21 protein-coding genes are annotated in these 23945 nt (G+C 60.1%); 11 read left to right on the top strand and 10 right to left on the bottom strand.

All coding sequences use genetic code 11. The features are described 5' to 3' along the window. Nucleotides 1–184 precede the first annotated feature (184 nt). A complete protein-coding gene (locus ENGE1_RS20090) occupies nucleotides 185–472 on the top strand; it encodes an HTH-type transcriptional regulator (protein ID WP_048254945.1) in 288 nt (95 codons plus the stop codon). A 67-nt stretch (nucleotides 473–539) separates the two neighbouring features. Here the strand turns inward: ENGE1_RS20090 and glyS are convergent, their stop codons facing one another. From glyS to ENGE1_RS20105, 3 genes are all read right to left on the bottom strand, one after another. Then, nucleotides 540–2609, bottom strand: a complete 2070-nt coding sequence (glyS, locus tag ENGE1_RS20095) for a glycine--tRNA ligase subunit beta (RefSeq protein WP_048254946.1) — start codon at nucleotides 2607–2609, stop codon at nucleotides 540–542. Between the two features lie 9 nt (nucleotides 2610–2618). After that, the gene (glyQ, locus tag ENGE1_RS20100; protein WP_043081035.1) at nucleotides 2619–3530 is read right to left on the bottom strand and encodes a glycine--tRNA ligase subunit alpha; all 912 of its coding nucleotides are present in this window, start codon (nucleotides 3528–3530) and stop codon (nucleotides 2619–2621) included. Between the two features lie 136 nt (nucleotides 3531–3666). Then, nucleotides 3667–3972 (bottom strand): YsaB family lipoprotein, encoded by a 306-nt coding sequence (locus ENGE1_RS20105; RefSeq protein ID WP_048254948.1) that lies wholly within the window; start codon nucleotides 3970–3972, stop codon nucleotides 3667–3669. A 166-nt stretch (nucleotides 3973–4138) separates the two neighbouring features. Between ENGE1_RS20105 and ENGE1_RS20110 the strand changes: the two genes are divergently transcribed. Next, nucleotides 4139–5134, top strand: a complete 996-nt coding sequence (locus tag ENGE1_RS20110) for an acyltransferase (protein WP_048273380.1) — start codon at nucleotides 4139–4141, stop codon at nucleotides 5132–5134. Here the strand turns inward: ENGE1_RS20110 and ENGE1_RS20115 are convergent. The 5 genes from ENGE1_RS20115 to xylA all read right to left on the bottom strand — a co-directional run bounded on the left by ENGE1_RS20115 (nucleotide 5090) and on the right by xylA (nucleotide 10269). Beyond that, nucleotides 5090–6046: a GlxA family transcriptional regulator gene (locus ENGE1_RS20115; RefSeq protein ID WP_048273381.1), complete on the bottom strand. Its 957-nt coding sequence runs from the start codon at nucleotides 6044–6046 to the stop codon at nucleotides 5090–5092. The genes ENGE1_RS20110 and ENGE1_RS20115 overlap by 45 nt on opposite strands. Then, nucleotides 6043–6582: an isochorismatase family protein gene (locus ENGE1_RS20120; RefSeq protein WP_043081038.1), complete on the bottom strand. Its 540-nt coding sequence runs from the start codon at nucleotides 6580–6582 to the stop codon at nucleotides 6043–6045. Before ENGE1_RS20120 ends, ENGE1_RS20115 begins: the two co-directional genes overlap by 4 nt. 308 nt (nucleotides 6583–6890) lie before the next feature. Further along, a complete protein-coding gene (locus ENGE1_RS29510; RefSeq protein WP_139625857.1) occupies nucleotides 6891–7028 on the bottom strand; it encodes a small membrane protein in 138 nt (45 codons plus the stop codon). Nucleotides 7029–7423: 395 nt separating this feature from the next. Continuing rightward, nucleotides 7424–8878, bottom strand: coding sequence for a xylulokinase (xylB, locus tag ENGE1_RS20125; protein WP_048254952.1), 1455 nt, complete (start codon nucleotides 8876–8878; stop codon nucleotides 7424–7426). 68 nt (nucleotides 8879–8946) lie between these two features. Further along, entirely contained in the window at nucleotides 8947–10269 is a 1323-nt protein-coding gene (xylA, locus tag ENGE1_RS20130; RefSeq protein ID WP_048254954.1) for a xylose isomerase, read from the bottom strand. Nucleotides 10270–10591: 322 nt separating this feature from the next. On the opposite strand from xylA, the gene xylF reads away from it, so the two are divergent. From xylF to xylR, 4 genes are read left to right on the top strand one after another with little or no spacing between them, the layout of a single operon-like run. Further along, a complete protein-coding gene (gene xylF / locus ENGE1_RS20135; protein ID WP_048254956.1) occupies nucleotides 10592–11584 on the top strand; it encodes a D-xylose ABC transporter substrate-binding protein in 993 nt (330 codons plus the stop codon). 47 nt (nucleotides 11585–11631) lie between these two features. Continuing rightward, a complete protein-coding gene (locus ENGE1_RS20140; RefSeq protein WP_064360676.1) occupies nucleotides 11632–13173 on the top strand; it encodes a xylose ABC transporter ATP-binding protein in 1542 nt (513 codons plus the stop codon). Continuing rightward, entirely contained in the window at nucleotides 13151–14332 is a 1182-nt protein-coding gene (gene xylH, locus ENGE1_RS20145) for a xylose ABC transporter permease XylH (RefSeq protein ID WP_045290009.1), read from the top strand. The genes ENGE1_RS20140 and xylH overlap by 23 nt, the downstream gene beginning before the upstream one ends. Nucleotides 14333–14367: 35 nt before the next feature. Beyond that, nucleotides 14368–15546 (top strand): D-xylose utilization transcriptional activator XylR, encoded by a 1179-nt coding sequence (xylR, locus tag ENGE1_RS20150; protein ID WP_048254958.1) that lies wholly within the window; start codon nucleotides 14368–14370, stop codon nucleotides 15544–15546. Between the two features lie 51 nt (nucleotides 15547–15597). Here the strand turns inward: xylR and ENGE1_RS20155 are convergent, their stop codons facing one another. Then, a complete protein-coding gene (locus ENGE1_RS20155) occupies nucleotides 15598–16425 on the bottom strand; it encodes a protein bax (RefSeq protein WP_064360677.1) in 828 nt (275 codons plus the stop codon). A gap of 326 nt (nucleotides 16426–16751) precedes the next feature. On the opposite strand from ENGE1_RS20155, the gene ENGE1_RS20160 reads away from it, so the two are divergent. Both ENGE1_RS20160 and avtA read left to right on the top strand, forming a co-directional pair. Then, a complete protein-coding gene (locus ENGE1_RS20160) occupies nucleotides 16752–18779 on the top strand; it encodes an alpha-amylase (protein WP_048254959.1) in 2028 nt (675 codons plus the stop codon). 161 nt (nucleotides 18780–18940) lie between these two features. Then, nucleotides 18941–20203, top strand: a complete 1263-nt coding sequence (avtA, locus tag ENGE1_RS20165) for a valine--pyruvate transaminase (RefSeq protein WP_043081047.1) — start codon at nucleotides 18941–18943, stop codon at nucleotides 20201–20203. 54 nt (nucleotides 20204–20257) lie between these two features. Here avtA and ENGE1_RS20170 read toward each other — a convergent pair whose 3' ends face one another. Beyond that, nucleotides 20258–20467, bottom strand: coding sequence for a YdgH/BhsA/McbA-like domain containing protein (locus ENGE1_RS20170; RefSeq protein ID WP_045289961.1), 210 nt, complete (start codon nucleotides 20465–20467; stop codon nucleotides 20258–20260). 261 nt (nucleotides 20468–20728) lie between these two features. Between ENGE1_RS20170 and ENGE1_RS20175 the strand changes: the two genes are divergently transcribed. The 3 genes from ENGE1_RS20175 to ENGE1_RS20185 are packed head-to-tail and all read left to right on the top strand — an operon-like array spanning nucleotide 20729 to nucleotide 23934. Continuing rightward, on the top strand, nucleotides 20729–21214 hold the full coding sequence (locus tag ENGE1_RS20175; protein WP_371320907.1) for a MarR family transcriptional regulator: 486 nt from the start codon (nucleotides 20729–20731) through the stop codon (nucleotides 21212–21214). Then, the gene (locus tag ENGE1_RS20180) at nucleotides 21204–22382 is read left to right on the top strand and encodes an efflux RND transporter periplasmic adaptor subunit (protein ID WP_043081058.1); all 1179 of its coding nucleotides are present in this window, start codon (nucleotides 21204–21206) and stop codon (nucleotides 22380–22382) included. Before ENGE1_RS20175 ends, ENGE1_RS20180 begins: the two co-directional genes overlap by 11 nt. A 10-nt stretch (nucleotides 22383–22392) precedes the next feature. Next, nucleotides 22393–23934: a DHA2 family efflux MFS transporter permease subunit gene (locus tag ENGE1_RS20185; RefSeq protein ID WP_045289958.1), complete on the top strand. Its 1542-nt coding sequence runs from the start codon at nucleotides 22393–22395 to the stop codon at nucleotides 23932–23934. The last annotated feature ends 11 nt before the right edge of the window (nucleotides 23935–23945 follow it).

A 23945-nucleotide genomic window follows, 5' to 3' on the forward strand; every position in this document is an offset into this window, starting at 1 on the left:
TTACAAATGCCCGCGGCGGTCCAGTTTTCAGCACCTTAGTGGCGGTCCTGCGGCCGCTGAATCGTATAAAGCAATAAATAACTCGCGAATAATCACCTCCGTTATGATCACCTCTTTCCTTTACTGACTATGCTTAAAAGGCGCTGTATTCACGATCCCGCAGTGTGATTAAGAGGAGTTCTGAATGGAATATAAAGATCCGATGCATGAACTGCTCAGCAGCCTTGAGCAGATTGTTTTTAAAGATGATGTACAGGCAGTTACCCTGAACGTAAAACCCACTGCCTTCACCGAGTTTGACCAGCTGTTAGCGAACTCCGGCCTTAAGGCCGATGAATTTGCCCGCGCGATGGGAATAAGCGCCGCCACCGTGCGCGAGTGGCAGTCCCGGCGCGAAAAGCCGTCGGCGTCAGACTTAAAGCTGATGCGGCTGATTCAGACCAGCCCGGCCCCCGGCAAACGGATAGCGTAGCGATACTGCCTTCGCGGCAGTGAAAAGAAAACGGCCTCTGAACAGAGGCCGTTGTGCATTAAAGCGCTTACTGCAGCAGAGAGATATCGGCAACCTGCAGGAACAGCTCGCGCAGCTCGCTGAGCAGCGTCAGGCGGTTGATGCGCACCTCTTTATCTTCCACGTTGACCATCACGCTCTCGAAGAACTGGTCCACCGGCTCGCGCAGGGCGGCCAGCTCGCTCAGGGCTTCCTGGTAGCGGCCCTCTTCAAACACCGATTTCAGCTTGTCATGCAGCACCACCAGCTGGGTGGCCAGGCGAATTTCGGCATCTTCTTTCAGCACCGAGGCGCGGATGGCGTCGTTCAGGGTCTCGTCTGACTTGGCGAGAATATTCGATACGCGCTTGTTCGCGGCAGCCAGCGCAGCGGCCTCATCCAGCGTGCGGAAATGCGAGACCGCCTTCACGCGGGCGTCGAAATCAGCCGGACGGGTCGGGCGACGGGCCAGCACCGCCTGGATGGTATCCACGGCGTAGCCTTCGTCCTGATACCAGGCGCGGAAGCGGCCGAGCATAAAGTCGACGACCTCAGACACGACGTTAACGTTAGTCAGCTTCTCGCCATACAGGCGAACCGCTTCTTCCGTCAGGCTCTGCAGATCGAGGTTGAGGTTCTTCTCAACGATGATGCGCAGCACGCCCAGCGCGGCGCGGCGCAGGGCAAACGGGTCTTTATCGCCTTTCGGATGCTGGCCGATGCCGAAGATGCCCGCCAGGGTATCCATTTTGTCGGCGATCGCCACGGCGCAGGAGACCAGGCTCGACGGCAGAGCATCGCCGGCAAAGCGCGGCTGGTACTGCTCGTTGAGGGCAACGGCCACGTCTTCCGCTTCGCCGTCGTGGCGCGCGTAGTGCATGCCCATCACGCCCTGGGTATCGGTGAACTCGAAGACCATGTTGGTCATCAGGTCGCACTTGGAGAGCAGGCCCGCGCGGGTTGCGTGATTAACGTCGGCGCCAATCTGACCGGCAATCCAGCCCGCCAGAGATTCGATGCGATCGGTTTTATCGCGCAGGGTGCCCAGCTGCTGCTGGAACAGCACCGTATCCAGGCGCGGAAGGTACTCTTCCAGACGCTTTTTACGGTCGGTATTGAAGAAGAACTCGGCGTCGGCGAGACGCGGACGCACCACTTTCTCGTTACCGGCGATAATCTGCTGCGGATCTTTCGATTCGATGTTGGCCACAAAGATAAAGTTCGGCAGCAGCTTGCCGTCGGCGGAGTAAACCGGGAAGTACTTCTGGTCGCCCTTCATGGTGTAAACCAGCGCTTCGGACGGCACCGCGAGGAACTTCTCTTCGAATTTGGCGGTGAGCACCACCGGCCATTCGACCAGCGAGGTGACCTCTTCCAGCAGGCTTTCAATCATGTCCGCCTTGCCGCCAATTTTAGCCGCGGCCGCTTCGGCATCGGCCTTGATCATCGCCTTACGCGCTTCGTAGTCGGCAATAACCTTACCGCGCTCCCGCAGGATCTGCGGATACTGATCGGCGCTGTCGATGGTGAACTCCGGCTCGCCCATAAAGCGGTGGCCGCGGATCACGCGATCGGACGCAATGCCGAGAATAGTTGCCGGAATGAGCGTCTCGCCCAGCAGCAGCGTTACGGTATGCACCGGACGCACGAACTGCACGTCGGAGGCGCCCCAGCGCATCAGTTTCGGGATCGGCAGCTTCGACAGTGAGGTGGCGACCATATTCGCCAGCAGGGCTTCGGCGCTCTCGCCTTTGACGCTGGCGCGATACAGCAGCCATTCGCCCTTGTCGGTAACCATGCGCTCGGCCTGGTCAACGGTGATACCGCAGCCGCGCGCCCAGCCTTCAGCCGCTTTGGTCGGCTGGCCGCTGGCGTCAAAGGCCGCAGAGACCGCCGGGCCGCGTTTTTCGACTTCGCGATCCGGCTGGGAGGCCGCCAGATTCGCCACTTTCAGCGCCAGGCGGCGCGGGGCAGCAAACCACTCGACCTTGCCGTAGCCGAGGCCCGCGTTATCAAGCTCTGCGGTAAAGTTCGCAGCAAAGGATTCCGCCAGGCTGCGCAGGGCTTTTGGTGGCAGCTCTTCAGTGCCGATCTCCACCAGGAATGTTTTCTCAGACATGGCCGCCTCTTATTTCGTCTTGTTGCACATCGGGAAGCCGAGGGCTTCACGGGAAGCGTAGTAGGCTTCAGCTACCGCTTTGGTCAGGGTGCGGATGCGCAGGATGTAGCGCTGACGCTCGGTGACGGAGATGGCTTTACGCGCATCCAGCAGGTTGAAGCTGTGGGCGGCCTTCAAAATGCGCTCGTAGGCAGGCAGCGGCAGCGGGGTTTCCAGCGCCAGCAGCTGCTGAGCTTCTTTCTCATACTGCTCGAAGCAGGTGAACAGGAAGTCCACATCCGCATACTCGAAGTTGTAGGTGGACTGCTCCACTTCATTCTGGTGGAACACATCGCCGTAGGTGGTTTTGCCCAGCGGGCCGTCGCTCCAGACCAGATCGTAGACGCTGTCCACGCCCTGAATGTACATCGCCAGGCGCTCAAGACCGTAGGTGATCTCGCCGGTCACCGGCTTGCACTCCAGGCCGCCGACCTGCTGGAAGTAGGTGAACTGCGTCACTTCCATGCCGTTGAGCCACACTTCCCAGCCGAGTCCCCAGGCGCCCAGCGTCGGGTTTTCCCAGTTATCTTCAACGAAGCGGATATCGTGGATGGTCGGGTCCATACCCAGCTCTTTCAGCGAGCCGAGATACAGCTCCTGAATATTGTCCGGCGACGGCTTGATAACCACCTGGAACTGGTAGTAGTGCTGCAGACGGTTCGGGTTTTCACCGTAGCGGCCGTCGGTCGGGCGACGGGATGGCTGCACGTAGGCGGTCGCCATCGGCTCCGGGCCGAGGGCGCGCAGGCAGGTCATCGGATGGGAGGTGCCGGCGCCGACTTCCATGTCCAGTGGTTGAACGATGGTGCAGCCCTGACGAGCCCAGTAATCCTGTAAGGTCAGGATCAGGCCCTGGAAGGTCCTGGTATCAAACTTTTGCATATTGTTTCGTGCTGGATACGTGTGGATTTAAAGGAAGCGACCAGTATACCCGCTGGCTGCGAGATATACAGTATGAAAGGGAATTGTTTGGGGAAAATTGGGGAAAAGGCGCGATAGCGCGCCCGCTCGCCTCTGCTCAGCGCATCGACAGATGCAAAAACTGCCCGTCAGCGTCAAAAGCGCAGACGAAGCTCTCTTTTCGCGGCGTTGAGCCGCGCAGCTCATAGCTGCCCTGGAACTGCTCGAAGCTGGTCACATCTATCTTCTGCGCGCCGGTATTGTAGCGGTGCGCGGCCTGGTCTTTGCACAGGTGCTCCATACTCAGGGAGCGGGTTGGGTCAACTTTTGCCCGCTGGGCGTAGTGGGTGACGGGCTGCTCTGATGAAGAGCAGCCGGCCAGCAGAAGCGCTATCGAAGCGGGGAAAAGTATTTTTTTGATCATTATCGGTCACTGGCCTGTAAGCGGGCGTGGAATCGTCTCTCCGGGAGAATATTCTGCAAAACGACGCCCACTATAACAACTTACGCAGGCTATTCTCAGAATTATCCCCAATAATAGACGCTAAAATTGCCGGTCAGACTCTTTTTCATCCCCTGCTGAGGAACCGATGTCGGGAAAGATTAACTGGATCACTAATCTGCGGGGCATCGCCTGCCTGATGGTGGTGATGATTCATACCACCACCTGGTACATTACCCATCCCCACAGCATCAGCCTGTGGAACTGGGATGTCGCCAACGTGCTGAACTCCGCCTCACGGGTCAGCGTGCCGCTGTTCTTTATGATCTCCGGCTACCTGTTTTTCGGCGAGCGCAGCGCCCGGCCCCGCCACTTTCTGCGCATCGCGCTGTGCCTGCTGTTCTACAGCGCGATGGCCCTGGCCTATATCACCCTCTGTACCGATATCAGCCCCGCCGCGTCGCTGAAAAATCTGCTGCACAGGCCGGTGTTCTACCACCTGTGGTTCTTCTTCGCGATTTTCGTCATCTACCTGCTGTCGCCGCTGATTCAGGTGAAGCAGGTCAGCGGCTGGATGCTGCTGGCGCTGATGGCGGTGCTGGGGATTATTGCCAATCCGAACACCGTACCGCTCAGCGTCGGCGGCGCGACGCTGCTGCCGGTCAATCTCTATATTGACGGCGATACCTTCTACTACGTGCTGTACGGCCTGCTCGGGCGCGCCATCGGCACCATGAACACCGACAAAAAGTGGCTGACGCTGCTCTGCGCGGGGCTGTTTATCGGCGCGGCGTGGGGCATTTCTCGCGGTACGCTGCACGAGCTGAAATGGCGCGGCAACTTTGGCGATACCTGGTATCTGTACGCCGGGCCGCTGGTGTTTATCTGCGCGGCCGCGCTGCTGACGCTGGTGAAAAATACCCTCAACGGCCGCGAGCTGCCGCTGCTGAGCACCATTTCGCGGCACTCGCTGGGCATCTACGGTTTTCACGCGCTGATTATTCACGCCCTGCGCAGCGGCGATCTTACTCTGCAGCGCTGGCCGCTGGCGGATATCGCGTGGATCTTCTGCGCGACGCTGGCGGCCAGCCTGCTGCTGTCAATGCTGGTGCAGCGCCTCGACCGGCGGCGGCTGGTCAGCTAGGGCGCGGCGCCTGGCCCGGTGCAGCTGCCGGGCCGAGCTGAATCCGGCGCCGAGCGCCGCCTCCTCCATGCCGCTCCCCATCAGCAGCCGCTGCTCGGCCAGCGCCAGGCGCAGCTGCTCCAGATAGTCCCGGACGCTAATCCCCAGATGCTGTCTGAACAGTCGCGTCAAATGCCGCGACGTGACGTGGGCGCAGGCGGCGATCTCCGCCAGGGACCACGCCCGCTGCGGAGCGGCGGTCAGCGCGTCCTGGGCGCGGTGAATCGCCGGGTGCAGATGGTTGCGGTAGCGCAGCCACGGTGAAAGCTGCGGGTCATCGCCGGAGCGGCGAAACCACACCACCATCTCCCGGGCGACGGCGATTGCGCAGGCGGTCCCCTGCAGGCGGCCGATCAGATGCAGGGCGAGGTCGATGCCCGAGGTAATGCCCGCGCTGGTCCAGATGCCGCGATCCTCCACGAAAATCCGGTTCTCTTTGACGATTGCCCCCGGCGCGGCGGCCTTCAGCCGCGCGATGACGTGGTGATGAGTGGTGCACTTTACGCCGTGCAGCAGCCCGGCCTTCGCCGCCAGCAGCGATCCGGAGCAGACGCACATCAGGGTAAGCCTGCCGGCATGGAGCTGCGGCTGCAGGCGGGTAAGCCAGCGGCGCACCGCCTCCGCCTGCGGCGTTGCGAAGTAGCGCCCGGAATCACTGACGCCGGGCAGCACCAGCAGGCTACCGTCGGGTAGCGCGTCGGGAAGCGGGCGGATGCCGCCCATCGTCATGCCGATGGAGGTCGGGACCTCCGGGTCCGGTCCGATGTAGTGCAGACGAAAGGCATCGCCCGCCAGCACAAAGGTTTCCGCCGGGCCGCTCATATCGAGCGATAGCACGCCGGGCAGCATCACGAACCAGACATCGATAGTCATAGGGTTTCCAGCGTCTCCGCTACGGTTTTTACAGTGGCGAAACGCCCGGCCAGCACGGTCTCGGTGCGGTGGCGCAGGGTTTCAACGTCCAGCGTAATCCCTTTGTGGGTCATCGGAAAGGTCAGAGTCGCCTCGGTAACGAAAGTAACGCGATAGCCGAGATCGGAAGCGACCCTGGCGGTAGTTTCGCAGCACTGCTCGGTGCGCATCCCGCTGATGATCAGATGATGAATATCCCGGCCGCGCAGCCAGTAGTCGAGGCCGGTATCGGTAAAGGCGTTGTGGACGTGCTTAACGAAGACGGCATCGGGGCGGTGGCGCAGAAAGGACATCGGCTTCACGTAGCCGCTCTCCTGCGAGAAAGGCCCCTCCCCGTCCTCGTGAAAAATATCGATTACCGGCACGCCGCGCTGCTGGCAGCCGCTAATCAGCGCTAACATGGCCGATTTAAAAGCTGAAAAATCATTAAGCTGCCAGTAGTCGCGGTGCTCAAACGACTGCTGGGTATCGATGTTAATCAGGGCGGTGCGGGTCATGGTCAGTCTCCTTTAGCATCAGTGTATTACCAGTCTGACAGCGCGAGGAGACGCCGGTAAGGCCAAAAAAGGACAATCATCAGGCAGCAGCGGACATGCAGGGATATCCCGTTCGTGGAAATAATAAATAACGGGTAAAATACCGCTCAGAAATATATTCACTACTTAAATAGCGCATAATTAAAATATCACGCCAGCAAAGTCATCCGGGGTTAATGCATTACTAACGGGATATCTTAATTTTTCACCGACCAGCAAAAGTCCCAAAAAACACTAATCAAAATATTTCATTGACAAAGGATGCACTATTAAAAACCAGAGAAAGGATGTTTCCTGTTGCCTCTGACGTTAACCATAAAAAGCGCCTTTCTTTTCCTGATATCCTGCAGATAGGATAAGAAATTCCATACCGAGATGCATAAAAGCATAAGAGCAATAATGAACATAGTCACGGTTTCCCTCCGATAAAATCCCTTTTAAACAAAAAGATAATTCTCAGTCACGCATATGAAAGATAAGCAGAGTTTCACCAGGAATATTATGCGCCTGACTGGCACTGGAAAATACAATAAGCGGCGTGCTGCGCAATGCGGCTATCCGTTAGCGCCTGGAGCAGCAGAATAAATAGCATACAGTCCTGCTTTCTCACAAGGGAGTATCAGGCAATATGTTCGAAACTGGACTACTACCTGCGACGATGACCGCCGCCGAAAATAGCGGCGCGTGCGATGATGGAACGGTGACAGGGAGAAAAAATAAGGGATGCGCCCCGGGATCGACGATAACGGCCGGGGGTCGCTATTAAGGACATAGCGATACCCGGCGCGGGAAGCGTAGCGTTTCAGGCCATTAAAGGTTTAAGCCTGTTATACAGCTCGCGGAAGATTTCCCGCCGCGGCGCGCAGGCGGCGGTGCGGGCCGCATCAGGGCGATGAGTCTGCTCCAGCGCCAGCTGCGGCAGCAGCGTCGCCAGCGGCTTTTCCCGCTCAATGGCTATCTGCGCCAGCCGCGCCGCGCCCAGGGCCGGGCCGACGTCGCCGCCGGTACGATACTCGAGCGTCTGACCGCTGATATCGGCCAGCATCTGCCGCCAGAACGGACTGCGGGCGCCGCCGCCGATAAGCGTGATGCTCTGCGGCGTCACGCCGCAGGCGTGCACCGCGTCCATACCGTCGGCCAGCGCAAAGCCCACGCCCTCCAGCACCGCCAGCGCCAGCTCGGCAGGACCGTGCTGGTGCGCCAGGCCAAAAAAGACGCCTTTAGCATCCGGATTGTTGTGCGGCGTGCGTTCTCCGGAAAGATAGGGCAGGAACCACACCGGAGGCGCATCCCCGGCGGCCCTCTGCGCCGCCGCAATCAGGGCCGTCACGTCAGGCTGGCCGGTGAGCCTGGCCGCCCAGTCCAGGCAGGACGCCGCACTGAGCATCACCGACATCAGGTGCCACCGGTCCGGCAGGGCGTGACAGAAGCTGTGCACCGCGCTTTCCGGTCGGCTGAGGAAGCCGTCGCTGACGGCGAAATAGACCCCGGAGGTGCCGAGCGACAGCATCGCCTGCCCCGGCTCAGCCATCCCAACGCCGACTGCTCCCGCCGCATTATCGCCGCCGCCGGCCACTACCGGTACCGCCGGCATCTGCCAGGCGCGGGCAATCTCCGGGCGCAGCGCGCCGGTGACGTCACAGCCTTCATACAGCGCCGGCATGTTATCGCGGCTCAGGCCGCAGGCCTGCAGCATCGCATCGCTCCAGGCGCGCTTCGCCACGTTCATCCACATGGTTCCCGCCGCATCAGACATATCGCTGGCAAACTCGCCGGTCATCCGCAGGCGCAGGTAGTCCTTCGGCAGCAGTACCTTGTCAATCTGGCGGAAAATATCCGGCTCGTGCCGCTGCACCCACAGCAGCTTTGGGGCGGTGAAGCCCGGCATCATCAGATTGCCGGTTATCTCCCGGGCGTCGGGCACCGCCGCTTCCAGCAGTCGGCACTCCTCCCCGCAGCGCCCGTCGTTCCACAAAATCGCCGGGCGCAGCACCCGCTGCTGCTTATCGAGCAGCGTGGCGCCGTGCATCTGTCCGGCGATGCCGAGCGCCTTAACGCCCTGCAGGGTATGCTGCTGACCCAGGCCGCGCACCGCGCGGTCCGTCGCCTGCCACCACTGTTCCGGCTCCTGCTCTGACCACAGCGGGTGCGGGCGGGAAACGCTCAGCGCCTCCGTCTGCGTCGCCAGCACCTCGCCCCGCTCGCTGAGCAGGATAGCCTTTACGCCGGAGGTACCAAGATCGATTCCGATATACATCTCTCGCTCCTTATAAAAATGCCCGGCAGCGCGACGCGTACCGGGCCTCGGGCATCAGCTGCGGGGAGTTAGCGGTCAAACAGGTAGTGATTGACCAGATTCTCCAGCTGCTCCTGATGTCCGCTGCGGTGCTGCGGCGCCAGGTTATGCTGTTCAGCATACTTCGCCACGTCGGCCAGCGACATCTGTCCTTTAAGGATCTGCTGGCCCAGCTCGCCGTTCCAGCCCGCGTAGCGTTGGGCGACGCGCTTATCGAGCTCGCCGTCTTCAATCATCCGCGCCGCCACCTTCAGCGCCAGCGCCATCGTATCCATCGCGCCGATATGGCCGTAGAACAGATCGTACTTATCGGTGCTCTGGCGGCGGACCTTCGCGTCAAAGTTGAGGCCGCCGGTGGTGAAGCCGCCGGCTTTAATAATCTCATACATCACCAGGGCGTTCTCTTCGACGCTGTTCGGGAACTGATCGGTATCCCAGCCCAGCTGGGCGTCGCCGCGGTTGGCATCCACCGAGCCAAACAGGCCCAGGGCAATGGCGGTGGCTATCTCGTGGTGGAAGGAGTGCCCGGCGAGCGTGGCGTGGTTGGCTTCGATATTGAGCTTAATCTCTTTCTCCAGGCCGAACTGCCTGAGAAAACCGTATACGGTGGCGGCATCGTAGTCGTACTGGTGCTTGGTCGGCTCCTGCGGCTTCGGCTCAATCAGCAGAGTGCCGCGAAAGCCAATTTTATGCTTGTGCTCAACCACCATCTGCATAAAGCGGCCGATCTGCTCGCGCTCCTGGCGCAGGTCGGTATTGAGCAGGGTTTCGTAGCCTTCGCGTCCGCCCCACAGGACGTAGTTTTCGCCGCCGAGCCGGTGCGTGGCCTCCATCGCCGTGACCACCTGCGTCGCCGCCCAACTGAACACTTCCGGGTCCGGGCTGGTGGCCGCGCCTGCGCCGTAGCGCGGATGGGTAAAGCAGTTGGCGGTTCCCCACAGCAGCTTAACGCCGCTCTGCTGCTGCTTCTCTTCCAGAACCTCAGCCATGCGGGCGAAATTGTTGCGGTACTCTTTCAGCGAGGCGCCTTCCGGCGAGACGTCGACATCGTGAAAGCAGTAATAGGGGACGTTCAGCTTGTGGAAAAACTCAAAGGCGACGTCCGCCTTGCGCTTCGCCAGCGCCAGCGCGTCGCCCGGCTGCTGCCACGGGCGGTCAAAGGCGCCGACGCCGAACATGTCGGCGCCGTTCCAGCAGAAGGTGTGCCAGTAGCAGGCCGCGAAGCGCAGATGCTCTTCCATGCGCTTGCCGAGCACCCGCTCATCCGGGTTGTAGTGGCGAAACGCCAGCGGGTTCTGGCTCTTCGGGCCTTCATAGCGCACGCGATCAAGCTGGTCAAAATAGGCTTGCATAGGAAACTCCCTCAATCTGAATCTGGATGATGGTCAATAGCGGTAGTGGAATCATAGTGAGTGCAGTTTTTTCCTCGCTCAATTACGTTATTTCACACCCGTATTAAGAGAATCCACAAACGTGCGCCTGGTCGCAAATATCCCCGCTGGCCACCTGAGGAAGAATCCGATCGCGGTCATAAATTGACAAATAAACCAAATATCGTAATCGCAAGATAAAAATCTGTAATTGTCAGAAAAATCCTTCGTGCTAAAAGTTTTGCTGCATACCGTCACACATCACCCTTTTCGCCGTAATAACGCTAATAAAAGGCCAACCACGATGAAGATAAAAACTCTCTGCCTCACCCTCTGCGCCTCTCTGCTGCTGACCAGCATGGCAAGCAGCGCCAAAGAGGTAAAAATCGGCATGGCGATTGACGACCTGCGCCTGGAGCGCTGGCAAAAGGACCGCGATATATTTGTTAAAAAAGCCGAGTCGCTGGGTGCAAAAGTATTTGTGCAATCTGCCAACGGTAATGAAGAGACGCAGATGTCGCAGATCGAAAATATGATCAACCGCGGCGTCGATGTCCTGGTGATTATTCCTTACAACGGCCAGGTACTGAGCAACGTCATTAAAGAAGCAAAGCAGGAAGGTATTAAAGTGCTGGCCTATGACCGCATGATTAATAATGCCGATATCGATTTTTATATCTCTTTCGATAACGAAAAAGTGGGCGAGATGCAGGCGCAAAGCCTGGTGAATAAGGTGCCGGAGGGGAATTACTTTCTGATGGGCGGCTCGCCGGTGGATAACAACGCCAAGCTGTTCCGCGCCGGACAGATGAAAGTGCTCAAGCCGCTGATCGACAGCGGAAAAATTAAGGTCGTCGGCGACCAGTGGGTCGACGGCTGGCTGCCGGAAAATGCGCTGAAAATCATGGAAAATGCGCTTACCGCCAATAAAAACAAGATTGATGCCGTCGTCGCTTCTAACGACGCCACGGCGGGCGGCGCCATTCAGGCGCTGCAGGCTCAGGGCCTGGCGGGCAAGGTGGCTATCTCCGGACAGGATGCGGATTTAGCGGGTATCAAGCGCATTATTGCCGGCACGCAAACGATGACCGTGTATAAACCGATTACCCGGCTTGCCAATACGGCAGCCGAAATAGCCGTTGAGCTGGGCAACGGCCAGCAGCCCAAATCTGACGCCACTCTGAATAACGGTCTGAAAGAGGTCCCGGCGCGCCTGCTGTCGCCCATTGAAGTCAATAAGGACAATATTGACGCCACCGTGATTAAAGACGGCTTTCACAAGAAGAGCGACCTCTGATTCCGCGCCCCTCCTGCGAGGGGCCAGGCCCGTAAGGTAGCAACGCTATGTCTTATTTACTTGAAATGAAGAGCATCACGAAAGCGTTCGGCGCGGTGAAGGCGGTGGATAACGTCAGCCTGCGCATGCGCGCGGGCGAAGTGCTTTCGCTGTGCGGCGAAAACGGCTCGGGAAAATCGACGCTGATGAAGGTGCTGTGCGGGATCTATCCCCACGGCAGCTATGAGGGCGAGATCCGCTTCGCCGGCGAGCCGCTGCGGGCCGGGCACATTCGCGACACCGAGCGGCGCGGGATAGCGATCATTCACCAGGAGCTGGCGCTGGTCAAACATCTGACGGTACTGGAAAATATTTTCCTCGGCGCTGAAATCACCCGCGCAGGCGTACTCGACTACGACCGGATGACCCTGCGCTGCCGCACGCTGCTGGCGCAGGTCAGCCTGCACATATCGCCGGATACCCGCGTCGGCGATTTAGGCCTCGGCCAGCAGCAGCTGGTGGAGATCGCCAAGGCGCTCAACAAGCAGGTGCGCCTGCTTATTCTTGATGAACCTACCGCCTCGCTCACCGAACAGGAGACCGGGGTGCTGCTGGGTATCATCCGCGATCTGCAGCAGCACGATATCGCCTGTATCTACATCTCCCACAAGCTCAACGAGGTGAAGGCCATCTCCGACAAGGTTTGCGTGATCCGCGACGGCCAGCATATCGGCACCCGCGACGCCGCCGGCATGAGCGAGGACGACATCATCACCATGATGGTGGGCCGCGAGCTGACCTCCCTCTACCCCAGCGAACCGCATGAGATTGGCGATGAGATCCTGCGGGTGGAAAACCTCACCGCCTGGCACCCGGTTAACCGCCACATCAAGCGCGTCGATAACCTCTCATTTTCGCTGCGCCGGGGGGAGATCCTCGGCATTGCCGGACTGGTGGGCGCCGGGCGCACCGAAGCCGTTCAGTGCCTGTTCGGCGTCTGGCCGGGACGTCGCGAAGGTAACATCTTTATCGACGGCCAGCCGGTGCAGATAGCCCGCTGCCAGCAGGCTATCGCCCACGGCATTGCTATGGTGCCGGAGGATCGTAAGAAAGACGGCATTGTGCCGGTGATGGCGGTGGGAAAGAACATCACCCTCGCGGCGCTGGATCAGTTTACCGGCCCGCTCAGCAGCCTCGACGATGCCGGGGAACAGCGCTGCATTCTGGATGCCATCCAGCGCCTGAAGGTAAAAACCGCCTCGCCGGAGCTGGCCATCGGGCGCCTGAGCGGCGGCAATCAGCAGAAGGCGATCCTCGCCCGCTGCCTGCTGCTCAATCCGCGCATTCTGATCCTCGATGAGCCGACGCGCGGCATCGATATCGGCGCTAAGTATGAAATTTACAAACTTATCAATCAGCTGGTGCAGCAGGGCATCGCGGTCATCGTCATCTCTTCTGAACTGCCGGAAGTGCTTGGCCTCAGCGACCGGGTACTGGTGATGCACGAAGGCAAATTGAAAGCGGACCTGATCAATGAGGGGCTGACCCAGGAACAGGTGATGGAAGCAGCCCTGAGGAGTGAACATCGTGTCGAAAAATACCCCGTCTGAACTGCCGCTCGCGGCGAAGCTGCCCCTCGCCCCCGCCGGGCTGAAGAAACTTAATCTGCAGGTTTTTGTGATGATCGCGGCCATCGTCGCCATCATGCTGTTCTTTACCTGGACCACGGACGGCGCCTACCTCAGCGCCCGCAACGTCTCCAATCTGCTGCGCCAGACCGCCATCACCGGCATTCTGGCGGTGGGGATGGTGTTTGTGATCATTTCGGCGGAAATCGATCTCTCCGTCGGCTCGATGATGGGCCTGCTCGGCGGCGCGGCGGCGATTTTTGACGTCTGGCTGGGCTGGCCGCTGCCGCTGACCATCGTGGTCACCCTCGCGCTGGGCCTGCTGCTGGGGGCGTGGAACGGCTGGTGGGTCGCCTATCGCAAAGTGCCGTCATTTATCGTCACCCTGGCCGGGATGCTGGCCTTTCGCGGCATCCTGATAGGCATCACCAACGGCACTACCGTCTCGCCCACCAGCGCGGCGATGTCGCAGATTGGCCAGAGCTACCTGCCGGACGGCATCGGCTTCATTCTCGGCGTCGTCGGATTGATGGCCTTTATTGCCTGGCAGTGGCGCGGGCGGATGCGCCGCCGGGCGCTGGGGCTGGACAATGCGCCCGCGTCCGGCGCAGTTAGCCGCCAGGCGCTGACGGCGGTCATTGCCCTGGGCGCTATCTGGATGCTTAACGACTACCGCGGCGTGCCGACGCCGGTGCTGCTGCTGGCCCTGCTGCTGCTGGCGGGGATGTTTATGGCCACGCGCACCGCTTTTGGCCGCCGAATCTACGCCATTGGCGGCAACCTCGAGGCCGCCCGCCTCTCGGGGATCAACGTCGAGCGCAATAAGCTGGCGGTATTTGCTCTCAACGGCCTGATGGTGGCTATCGCCGGGCTTATTCTCAGCGCGCGGCTGGGCGCCGGGTCGCCCTCTGCCGGCAACATTGCCGAACTGGATGCCATCGCCGCCTGCGTGATCGGCGGCACCAGCCTTGCGGGCGGCGTCGGCAGCGTGGCCGGGGCGGTGATGGGGGCATTTATTATGTCTGCGCTGGATAATGGGATGAGCATGATGGACGTTGCGACCTTCTGGCAGTATATCGTTAAGGGCGCCATCCTGCTGCTGGCAGTGTGGATGGACTCCGCGACCAAGCGCCGGGCCTGAGCGCCCGCCAACGACACGATAACGGGAAACGAGCCATGTTTGAGAAACGCCATCGGGTAACGCTGCTGTTTAACGCCAATAAGGCCTACGACCGCCAGGTCGTGGAGGGCGTAGGAGAGTACCTGCAGGCGTCTCAGTCCGGGTGGGACATTTTCATTGAGGAGGATTTTCGCACCCGCATCGACAATATTCGCGAATGGCTCGGCGATGGCGTTATCGCCGACTACGACGATCCGCAGATAGAGGCGCTGCTGGCGGGCGTCAGGGTGCCGATTGTCGGCGTCGGCGGCTCCTATCATCGCCCGGAGGACTACCCGCCCGTTCACTACATCGCCACCGATAATGCCGCGCTGGTAGAGAGCGCGTTCCTGCACCTGAAGGAGAAAGGCGTGCATCGCTTCGCCTTCTACGGCCTGCCCGCCTCCAGCGGCAAGCGCTGGGCGGTCGAGCGGGAGTACGCCTTCTGTCAGCGGGTGGCAAAAGAGAAGTATCGCGGCGTGGTCTATCAGGGTCTGGAGACGGCGCCGGAAAACTGGCAGCACGCCCAGAACCGGCTGGCGGACTGGCTGCAGACCTTGCCGCCGCAGACCGGCATTATCGCCGTCACCGACGCCCGCGCCCGCCACGTGCTGCAGGTCTGCGAGCAGCTGCAGATCCCGGTCCCGGAAAAGCTGTGCGTGATCGGCATTGATAACGAAGAGCTGACCCGCTACCTCTCACGAGTGGCCCTCTCCTCGGTGGCGCAGGGCACGCGGCAGATGGGCTATCAGGCGGCAAAGCTGCTGCACCGTCTGATGGACGATGAGCCGCTGCCCCTGCAGCGCCTGCTGGTGCCGCCGGCGCGCGTTATCGAGCGCCGCTCCACCGACTACCGATCGCTCAAGGACCCGGCGGTGATCCAGGCGATGCACTACATCCGCAACAACGCCTGCAAAGGCATTAAGGTCGAGCAGGTGCTGGACGCGGTGGGCATCTCGCGCTCCAATCTGGAGAAGCGCTTCAAGGAGGACGTAGGCGAAACCATCCACGCCGTGATCCACAGCGAAAAGCTGGATAAGGCGCGCAGCCTGCTGGTCTCGACGTCGCTCTCCATCAACGAAATCTCACAGATGTGCGGCTACCCGTCGCTGCAGTACTTCTATTCAGTCTTCAGGAAGGAGTATGAAAGCACGCCGAAGGAGTACCGCGAGCGGTTTGGCGAAGCGCTGGTATAAAAAAAGCGCCTTCCGTCAGGGAGGCGCTTTTTCGTTTTCGTTAGCCGCGGATTACATATGTGCCGCAATCAGCCGCTGGTTATCCTGGTACATGCTGAGCAGGAAGTTGTTGTAGCTGGAACCGCGCGTTGAGTAGCCTTTCAGCTTGTGGATCATCGCCGTAGCGGTGAGTTCCTGATCCGCTTTACGCATCTGCGCGCGCGACTTGCGGAAAGACTTATAGGCCGGATGCGTATTCATGTTGGTGACGTACGCTTCGACAGACTCTTTCACTGAATCAAAGTGCGAGTAGCCGCGCACTTTGCCGCCGGAAGCCGGACACTTGCCGCTGCCGCACTTCATGCCGAACAGGTTGTTGTTCGACCGCGCCAGCTTCGAGGTGCCCCAGCCGCTTTCCGCGGCGGCCATTGTGGCGACCATGCTGCCCGGGATGATATCCACGCGCTCAAGCAGGGCGTTCCACGGCACGTGGCGAGTGTTGCCGGACCAGCTGATTTTATAGCGCTGGGTAATCTCTTTCAGGCGCGTGCGCTCTGAAGGGGACCAGCGGGCGTCATACTGCTTTGAGATCAGCCAGTTACGATCGGCTGAAATCTTAGCATTCTGACTGGTTATGTAAGGCATCACTGTCCGGAGAAACGCTCTTTTCCTTGGGGTTCCGGAAGGGTATTGTCGCAAATCAGGAAGTGAACTGCTCTTTGCACTATTGCGAGAATACTCTTGTTTACTGCTAACCTTGCTACTGCTTTTTGCTTTTATTATCGGGGCTTTGTGACTCGCTGTTGCTGTGTGCTTTTGTGCCAGCACCCCACCTGAAAATGCGCAGGTGAGTAACATGAGTATCGTGGCCCCATATCGTCGAATGGGAGTCGATATCATTAGGTCTCCAGGGCGGATGTAATCATTCCAACACCATGTATTGATGAAAGTTTGCTATAAATGGCCGCAAATCATACCAAAAATACCCGTCTGACGCATTCAAATTAATAGTCCAATTCCTAAACGTTGTCACCAGAGAATTGCGCCGTTTCGCTCCAGGTTGCCTCATACTCCTGAAAATTATCGCGTTATTGCGGCCGTTTTTTTCAGGTCAATGGGCCAGATGCTCCTCCCTGACCATCCTCCCCCGTAAATGCCCGTCGGGAGGAGCCGCCCATCGCCCGGCGCTGGCAAAATCAGCAAAAAACGGACAACAGGTGAACGCAATGAAACGTGCTGCACTGGCCTCACTGCTCTTTCCCGGACTGGCAACCGCCGCCTGGACTACCGCTGAGTTTCCCGCTTTCGTCCCCGACGACAGCGGAACGTTTGTCAGCCAGAAAATGCTGGCGAAGGGTACACGCCCCCTGACCCTCAATTTTGACAAACAGTGCTGGCAGCCCGCTTCTGAGATTAAACTGAATAAGATGCTCTCCCTGACGCCCTGCGAGGGCGACGCGCCCGCCTGGCGGATTTACCGCGACGGTCGCTATACGCTGACGGTGGATACCCGCTCCGGCACGCCCACGCTGATGCTGAGCGTTGAATCCGCCGCGGCGCCGGCGCAGGAAGCAGCCCGCCAGTGTCCGCGCGGCGGCGGACAGACGCTGACCGTCCCGGTGAGCCCGACCTTTGCCGAGGGTAGCCAGGTGCGGGACTTCTACAGCGGCCAGACGGCGGTGGTGAGGCAGGGCAAAGTGACCTTCCGGCCTGCCGCCGGCAGCAACGGCCTGCTGCTGCTGGAGAGCGCCGACGCGCGCATGCCCGCGGTCTTCAACTGGCACAACGCCACCGTCTACTTCGTCCTGACCGACCGCTTCGTGAACGGCAATCCCGACAATGACCACAGCTACGGACGCCGCAAGGATGGCCTGCAGGAGATAGGCACTTTTCACGGCGGCGATCTGCAGGGCCTCACCGGTAAACTCGACTATTTGCAGCAGCTGGGGGTCAACGTCCTGTGGATAAGCTCGCCCCTGGAGCAGATCCACGGCTGGGTCGGCGGTGGCAGCAAAGGTGATTTTCCCCACTACGCCTACCACGGCTACTATCCGATGGACTGGACCCGCCTTGATGCCAACATGGGCAGCGAAGCGGATCTGCGCAAGCTGGTGGATGAAGCCCACCGGCGCGGCATCCGCATCCTGTTTGATGTGGTGATGAACCACGCGGGCTACGCTACGCTTGCGGACATGCAGGAGTATCAGTTCGGCGCCCTCTACCTGAAGGGGGATGAACTGAAGAAGACGCTCGGCGAGCGCTGGACCGACTGGCAGCCGGGGCCGGGGCAGAGCTGGCACAGCTTCAATGACTACATCAACTTCGGCGATAACGCCGCGTGGGCGAAGTGGTGGGGCAAGCAGTGGGTGCGCACCGACATCGGCGATTACGACAGCCCCGGCTTTGACGATCTCACCATGTCGCTGGCCTTTCTGCCGGATCTGAAAACGGAATCAACAGAAGCATCGGGGCTGCCGACGTTCTATCAGCACAAGCCCGGCAGCGCCGCCCGGGCCATCGCCGGCTATACGCCGCGCGACTACCTGACCCACTGGCTCAGCCAGTGGGTGCGCGACTACGGCATCGACGGCTTTCGCATCGATACCGCGAAACACGTTGAGCCCGCCGCCTGGCAGCAGCTCAAAACGCAGAGCGCGCAGGCGCTGGCGGAGTGGAAAAAGGCCAATCCCGGCAAAGCGCCCGATGACGGTCCTTTCTGGATGACCGGCGAAGCCTGGGGCCACGGCGTCATGGAGAGCAGCTACTACCACCACGGCTTTGATGCGATGATCAACTTCGACTACCAGCAGCAGGCGGCAAAAGCCGCGGACTGCTTCGCCGACATCGAACCGGTGTGGCAGCAGATGGCGGAGAAGCTGCAGAGCTTCAACGTGCTGAGCTATCTCTCGTCCCACGATACGCGCCTGTTCCGCGAAGGCGGCAGCAGCGCCGCCGAACTGCTGCTGCTCGCCCCGGGGGCGGTGCAAATTTTCTACGGCGATGAGTCGGCGCGGCCTTTCGGCCCGACGGGCTCCGACCCGCTGCAGGGCACCCGCTCTGACATGAACTGGCAGGAGGTTGCCGGCAAGCGCGCATCGCTGGTTGCCCACTGGCGGACCCTCGGCCAGTTTCGCGCCCGCCACCCGGCCATCGGCGCGGGTAGCCACATGCCGCTGGCGCTGGACCAGGGTTACGGCTTTGTGCGCCAGCGTGGCGATGACAAAGTCATCGTGGTGTGGGCCGGCAGACCGTAGCACCTCACCGCAGGATCACTCCGCGCCTGCGGAGTGATCTGCTTTTATATAAATAACAATCAGCATAAAACACCACACTCATCGCAACTCACCCGTTTGCACCACGTCAGCGCAAGGGTTATCGTTAGCCACTTCCCGTAAGACCGACAGAGCACCTGCATATGACATTTTCACTTTTCGGCGATAAATTTACCCGTCACTCCGGCATAGCCCGCCTGATGGAAGACCTTAACGATGGACTGAGAACCCCTGGCGCTATCATGCTTGGCGGAGGAAACCCGGCGCAGATCCCGCAGATGAACGACTACTTTCATCAGCTGCTGGCGCAGATGCTGGAAAACGGCAAACTCGCTGAATCGCTGTGCAATTATGACGGCCCGCAGGGCAAATCAGAGCTGCTAACCCTGCTGGCGCAGATGCTGCAGGAGGAGCTGGGATGGGATATCGGACCACAGAATATTGCGCTAACAAACGGCAGTCAGAGCGCGTTTTTCTACTTATTTAACCTCTTTGCCGGTCGCCGGGCCGACGGCACGACCCGCAAGGTGCTGTTCCCGCTGACGCCGGAGTATATCGGCTATGCCGACGCCGGCCTCGAAGAGGACCTGTTTGTCTCCGCGCGCCCCAACATCGAGCTGCTGGCGGACGGCCAGTTTAAGTATCACGTCGATTTTGAACACCTGCGGGTTACCGAAGAGACCGGCATGATCTGCGTGTCGCGCCCGACCAACCCGACCGGCAACGTGATCACCGACGATGAGCTGATGAAGCTTGACGCCATCGCCAATCAGCACGGCATTCCGCTGGTTATCGATAACGCCTACGGCGTGCCCTTCCCCGGCATTATCTTCAGCGAAGCGCGCCCGCTGTGGAATCCCAATATCGTGCTGTGCATGAGCCTCTCCAAGCTCGGCCTGCCCGGCAGCCGCTGCGGCATCATCATCGCTAACGAACAGGTAATCAGCGCCATCAGCAATATGAACGGTATTATCAGCCTTGCGCCCGGCGGCGTGGGCCCGGCGCTGATGTGCGAAATGATTCGGCGTAAAGACCTGCTGCGCCTGTCGGAAACGGTGATCAGGCCGTTTTACGCCCAGCGCGTGCAGGAGACTATCGCGACTATTCGCCGCTATCTGCCGGAAGATCGCTGCCTGATCCACAAGCCCGAGGGCGCTATTTTCCTCTGGCTGTGGTTTAAGGATCTGCCGATTTCTACCGAGGTGCTTTATCAGCGGCTGAAGAAGCGCGGCGTGCTGATGGTGCCGGGCCACTTTTTCTTCCCCGGCCTCGACAAGCCGTGGCCGCACACGCATCAGTGTATGCGCATGAACTACGTGCCGGATCCGGACAAGATTGAGGCGGGCGTTAAGATTCTCGCCGAAGAAATTGAGGTTGCCTGGCAGGAGAGCGGCTGCCAGGCGTAATCCTCGCAGCGCGGTAAAGCGAAAAGCTGGCCACCTTTCGGTGGCCAGCTTTTTTTATTTGGTCAGTTCAGCCGTCATATGAACGCGGTTTTTATAGGTCGCGCTGGTGATTTTGTAAGACGCCCCCTGCTGCGCGGCCTGAGCGGCGATTTTCTCTTCCGCACGATCCAGCGTCGAGGCGGTGGCGCTGACGCTCTGAGCAAAGGCGCCGAAGGACATCAGAGAAAAAGCGGCAACTGCAACAAAAGTTTTGATGGTTTTCATGGTCGTATTCCTTAAGCTGGTTTATTCGAGAAGGGCTGTGTTGCCCTGATGTGATAAATGTTAGCCCAAGGTAATACTGATTAAAATAGAAACAATTTGCGGATGTTTTTCAAAAAAATAGAATTTAGTGAAAAACGAAATTTCCGCCTCCGGGGGATGTCTCCCTGTTATTTAGCAAAACGTGTCCTCACCCGCGGGGCCGATTGACATTTCACTGCCTGGTCAGCAATTATCGCCTCAATTACTGACCAGGCAGCAATCATGATGACCAATTTTCCCTCACAAAATCTGCACCTCAACCTCGCGCTACTTTTCCACCTCAGCAACCAGTTCAAGGACCAGCTGATTGGCCGCTATTTCGCCGATGCCGGGGTCACGGCGGCGCAGTTTAAAGTACTGATTAATGTCTATAAAGGCGTTGTCACGCCGGCGGTCATCTGTAAGCACCTGCTGATGGATACCGGCGCGATGAGCAGGATGATCGCGAGGATGGTTGATAGCGACCTGCTCCTTCGCCGCCCGGACCCGCAGGACAAGCGGCAGGTGCAGCTTGCCCTGACCGACAAAGCGAAACGGATTTGTCAGACCTTTGAACGGGAAGCGCTGGACACCATTATCACCGACCTGACCGCGCGCCTGACGCCGGATGAAGTCGATAGCCTGATGGCGCTGCTGCTCAAAATGCTGCCGGACGAGCTAACCGCCCGCCATCTCGAATATGCCGAGGCACTCTCTGATGACCGATAACACGACGCAGTCCCCGGTTCGTCCGGGTAGAAGGAAGCGTAACCTGCTGATCCTTCTGCTGGTTCTGCTGCTGATTGCCGCAGGTACGCTGGCCTGGTATCTGCTCTACGGCCGCTATTACGAGAGCACCGACGATGCTTACGTCAACGGCAATCTGGTGGCGCTGACGCCGCAGATTACCGGTACGGTGACCCAGGTGGCGGTTGACGACGGCGACTTCGTCCGCCAGGGGCAGCCGCTGGTGCTGCTCGATCCGAACGACACGCAGATCGCCCTTCAGCAGGCGGAGGCCGACCTTGCCAGCACCGTCCGCCAGGTGCGCGGCCTGTACAGCACCGCCGACAACTACCGCGCGCAGGTCGCCGCCAAACGCGTTGCCCTGAAAACGGCCGAGAGCGACTTTGCCCGCCGCAGCAAAATTTTCGCCTCGGGCGCCATTTCAGCCGAAGATCTGGCCCACTACCGCGATGCCGTTACCTCGGCGCAGAGCGACCTCGCCGCCGCCGAGCAGGCGCTGAAAACCAATCAGGCAATGGTGGACGATACGGTTATCGACAGCCACCCGGAGATCAAGACCGCCGTCGCCGCCCTGCGCCAGCGCTATCTGGATAATGCCCGCACCACCATTCTGGCCCCGGTGAGCGGCTACGTCGCTAAGCGCGCCGTGCAGCTCGGGATGCGGGTCACCTCCGGCACCACCCTGCTCTCCATCGTGCCGCTGAATCAGGTGTGGGTTGACGCCAACTTTAAAGAGAGTCAGATGCAGGCGATGCGTCTGGGGCAGAAAGTGACCCTCAGCGCCGATCTCTACGGCGATGACGTCACCTATCACGGGCGCATTCAGAGCCTGGGGATCGGCACCGGCAGCGCCTTCTCCCTGCTGCCCGCGCAGAACGCCAGCGGCAACTGGATCAAAATCGTTCAGCGTCTGCCGGTGCGCATCGCGCTCGATCCGCACGATATGCAGAAGCATCCGCTGCGCATTGGCCTGTCGATGGACGTCCGCGTGGATATCCGCGATACCGACGGTCATCTGCTGCCGCAAAAAACCGTCGACAGGCCGCGCTTCACCACCGACGTCTACGCTACGGCGATGGCCGGCGCGGACCCGCTGGTGGCGAAGATCCTGCATGAAAACAGCCTTGCCGTAGCCCCGGCTAAGCCGTAAGAGAGCCGCTATGTCAGAGCACAAGGCCGCCTACACGCCGCCCAGCCTGTTCCTCGCCACCCTGGCGCTGTCGCTGGCGACGTTTATGCAGGTGCTGGACTCGACCATCGCCAACGTCGCGCTGCCGACCATCTCCGGCAACCTGGGAGTCAGCGCCGACCAGGGCACCTGGGTCATTACCTCCTTTGCGGTGTGTAACGCCATTGCCCTGCCGCTGACCGGGTGGTTTACCCGCCGCTTCGGCCAGCTGCGGCTGTTTATCGGCTCGGTGATCTTTTTCACCCTCACCTCGTTCCTCTGCGGCTTCGCCCACAGCATGACCGAGCTGATTATCTTCCGCGCGCTGCAGGGCTTCTTCGCCGGTCCGATGTTCCCGATGTGTCAGACGCTGCTGCTGGTGATCTTCCCGCCGATGAAGCGCAGCATGGCGCTGGCGCTGCTGTCGATGGTGACGGTGGTCGCCCCCATCGTCGGGCCCATCACCGGCGGCTGGATCACCGACAACTACTCCTGGCCGTGGATTTTCTACATCAACGTGCCCATCGGCATCTTCGCCGCGCTGGTGGTCTGGGGCCAGCTGCGCGACCGGGAGGAGACGACACAGTCTTCGCCCATCGACTATGTGGGTATCGCCCTGCTGGTGCTGGGCGTCGGGCTGCTGCAGGTAGTGCTGGACAAGGGCAACGACGAGGACTGGTTCGCCTCCACGCCGATTATTGTGATGTCGATTGTCTCGGCCATCAGCCTGATAACCTTCGTTATCTGGGAGCTGGATGAGCGCCATCCGATCGTCAACCTGCGGCTGTTTAAGCACCGTAACTTCGCCATCGGTACTCTGGCGCTGATGCTCGGCTACGCCGCCTTTTTCGCCATCAATATCATTCTGCCCCAGTGGCTGCAGACGCAGATGGGCTATACCGCCACCTGGGCCGGGCTCGCCGCTGCGCCGATGGGCTTCCTGCCGCTGCTGCTGACGCCCATCGTCGGCAAGTACGCCACGCGGGTGGATATGCGTATTCTCGCCACCATCTCCTTTATGACCATCTCCGCCTCCTGCCTGCTGCGGGCGCAGTTTAATACCGACGTCGATTTCCGTACGATTGCGGGCGTACAGCTGTTTATGGGGATCGGGGTGGCGTTCTTCTTTATGCCGCTGACCACTATCGTGCTGTCGAACCTGAGCGGTGCGGAAGTGGCGGAGGGCTCCGGCCTGGCGACCTTTTTCCGCGTACTGGGCGGCTCCTTCGCCTCATCGCTGACCACCTGGATCTGGCAGCGGCGGGAAATTTTCCATCACGCCAACCTGACGGAGAGCGTCTCCCTCTACAATCCGTCGGCGGTGGACTATCTCAACAAGGTGGGAGGGCCGAGCCAGCAGCACTTCGCGGCCATCGACAGAACCATTGAGCAGCAGGCCTACATGATGTCGACCATCGACTACTTCTGGCTGCTCGGCTGGGGGTTTCTCGGGCTGATTGCGATTATCTGGTTTACCCGGCCGCCGTTCGTGAAGTCCGGCCCGCCGGGCGCGGCACCTGCGGGCGGACACTGAGCGCCCGCCCG

The organism is Pluralibacter gergoviae ATCC 33028 = NBRC 105706, assembly GCF_001598855.1.
Classification (GTDB): domain Bacteria; phylum Pseudomonadota; class Gammaproteobacteria; order Enterobacterales; family Enterobacteriaceae; genus Pluralibacter; species Pluralibacter gergoviae.

Coding starts and splice junctions, on each gene's coding strand:
- ENGE1_RS20105 (WP_048254948.1), bottom strand. CDS start 3,972: ATGATCAAAAAAATACTTTTCCCCGCTTCGATAGCGCTTCTGCTGGCC.
- ENGE1_RS29510 (WP_139625857.1), bottom strand. CDS start 7,028: ATGTTCATTATTGCTCTTATGCTTTTATGCATCTCGGTATGGAATTTC.
- ENGE1_RS20155 (WP_064360677.1), bottom strand. CDS start 16,425: ATGATATCGACTCCCATTCGACGATATGGGGCCACGATACTCATGTTA.
- ENGE1_RS20170 (WP_045289961.1), bottom strand. CDS start 20,467: ATGAAAACCATCAAAACTTTTGTTGCAGTTGCCGCTTTTTCTCTGATG.
- xylB (WP_048254952.1), bottom strand. CDS start 8,878: ATGTATATCGGAATCGATCTTGGTACCTCCGGCGTAAAGGCTATCCTG.
- xylF (WP_048254956.1), top strand. CDS start 10,592: ATGAAGATAAAAACTCTCTGCCTCACCCTCTGCGCCTCTCTGCTGCTG.
- ENGE1_RS20140 (WP_064360676.1), top strand. CDS start 11,632: ATGTCTTATTTACTTGAAATGAAGAGCATCACGAAAGCGTTCGGCGCG.
- ENGE1_RS20180 (WP_043081058.1), top strand. CDS start 21,204: ATGACCGATAACACGACGCAGTCCCCGGTTCGTCCGGGTAGAAGGAAG.
- xylR (WP_048254958.1), top strand. CDS start 14,368: ATGTTTGAGAAACGCCATCGGGTAACGCTGCTGTTTAACGCCAATAAG.
- ENGE1_RS20115 (WP_048273381.1), bottom strand. CDS start 6,046: ATGACTATCGATGTCTGGTTCGTGATGCTGCCCGGCGTGCTATCGCTC.
- xylA (WP_048254954.1), bottom strand. CDS start 10,269: ATGCAAGCCTATTTTGACCAGCTTGATCGCGTGCGCTATGAAGGCCCG.
- ENGE1_RS20110 (WP_048273380.1), top strand. CDS start 4,139: ATGTCGGGAAAGATTAACTGGATCACTAATCTGCGGGGCATCGCCTGC.
- ENGE1_RS20175 (WP_371320907.1), top strand. CDS start 20,729: ATGATGACCAATTTTCCCTCACAAAATCTGCACCTCAACCTCGCGCTA.
- glyS (WP_048254946.1), bottom strand. CDS start 2,609: ATGTCTGAGAAAACATTCCTGGTGGAGATCGGCACTGAAGAGCTGCCA.
- ENGE1_RS20185 (WP_045289958.1), top strand. CDS start 22,393: ATGTCAGAGCACAAGGCCGCCTACACGCCGCCCAGCCTGTTCCTCGCC.
- ENGE1_RS20120 (WP_043081038.1), bottom strand. CDS start 6,582: ATGACCCGCACCGCCCTGATTAACATCGATACCCAGCAGTCGTTTGAG.
- glyQ (WP_043081035.1), bottom strand. CDS start 3,530: ATGCAAAAGTTTGATACCAGGACCTTCCAGGGCCTGATCCTGACCTTA.
- ENGE1_RS20160 (WP_048254959.1), top strand. CDS start 16,752: ATGAAACGTGCTGCACTGGCCTCACTGCTCTTTCCCGGACTGGCAACC.
- avtA (WP_043081047.1), top strand. CDS start 18,941: ATGACATTTTCACTTTTCGGCGATAAATTTACCCGTCACTCCGGCATA.
- ENGE1_RS20090 (WP_048254945.1), top strand. CDS start 185: ATGGAATATAAAGATCCGATGCATGAACTGCTCAGCAGCCTTGAGCAG.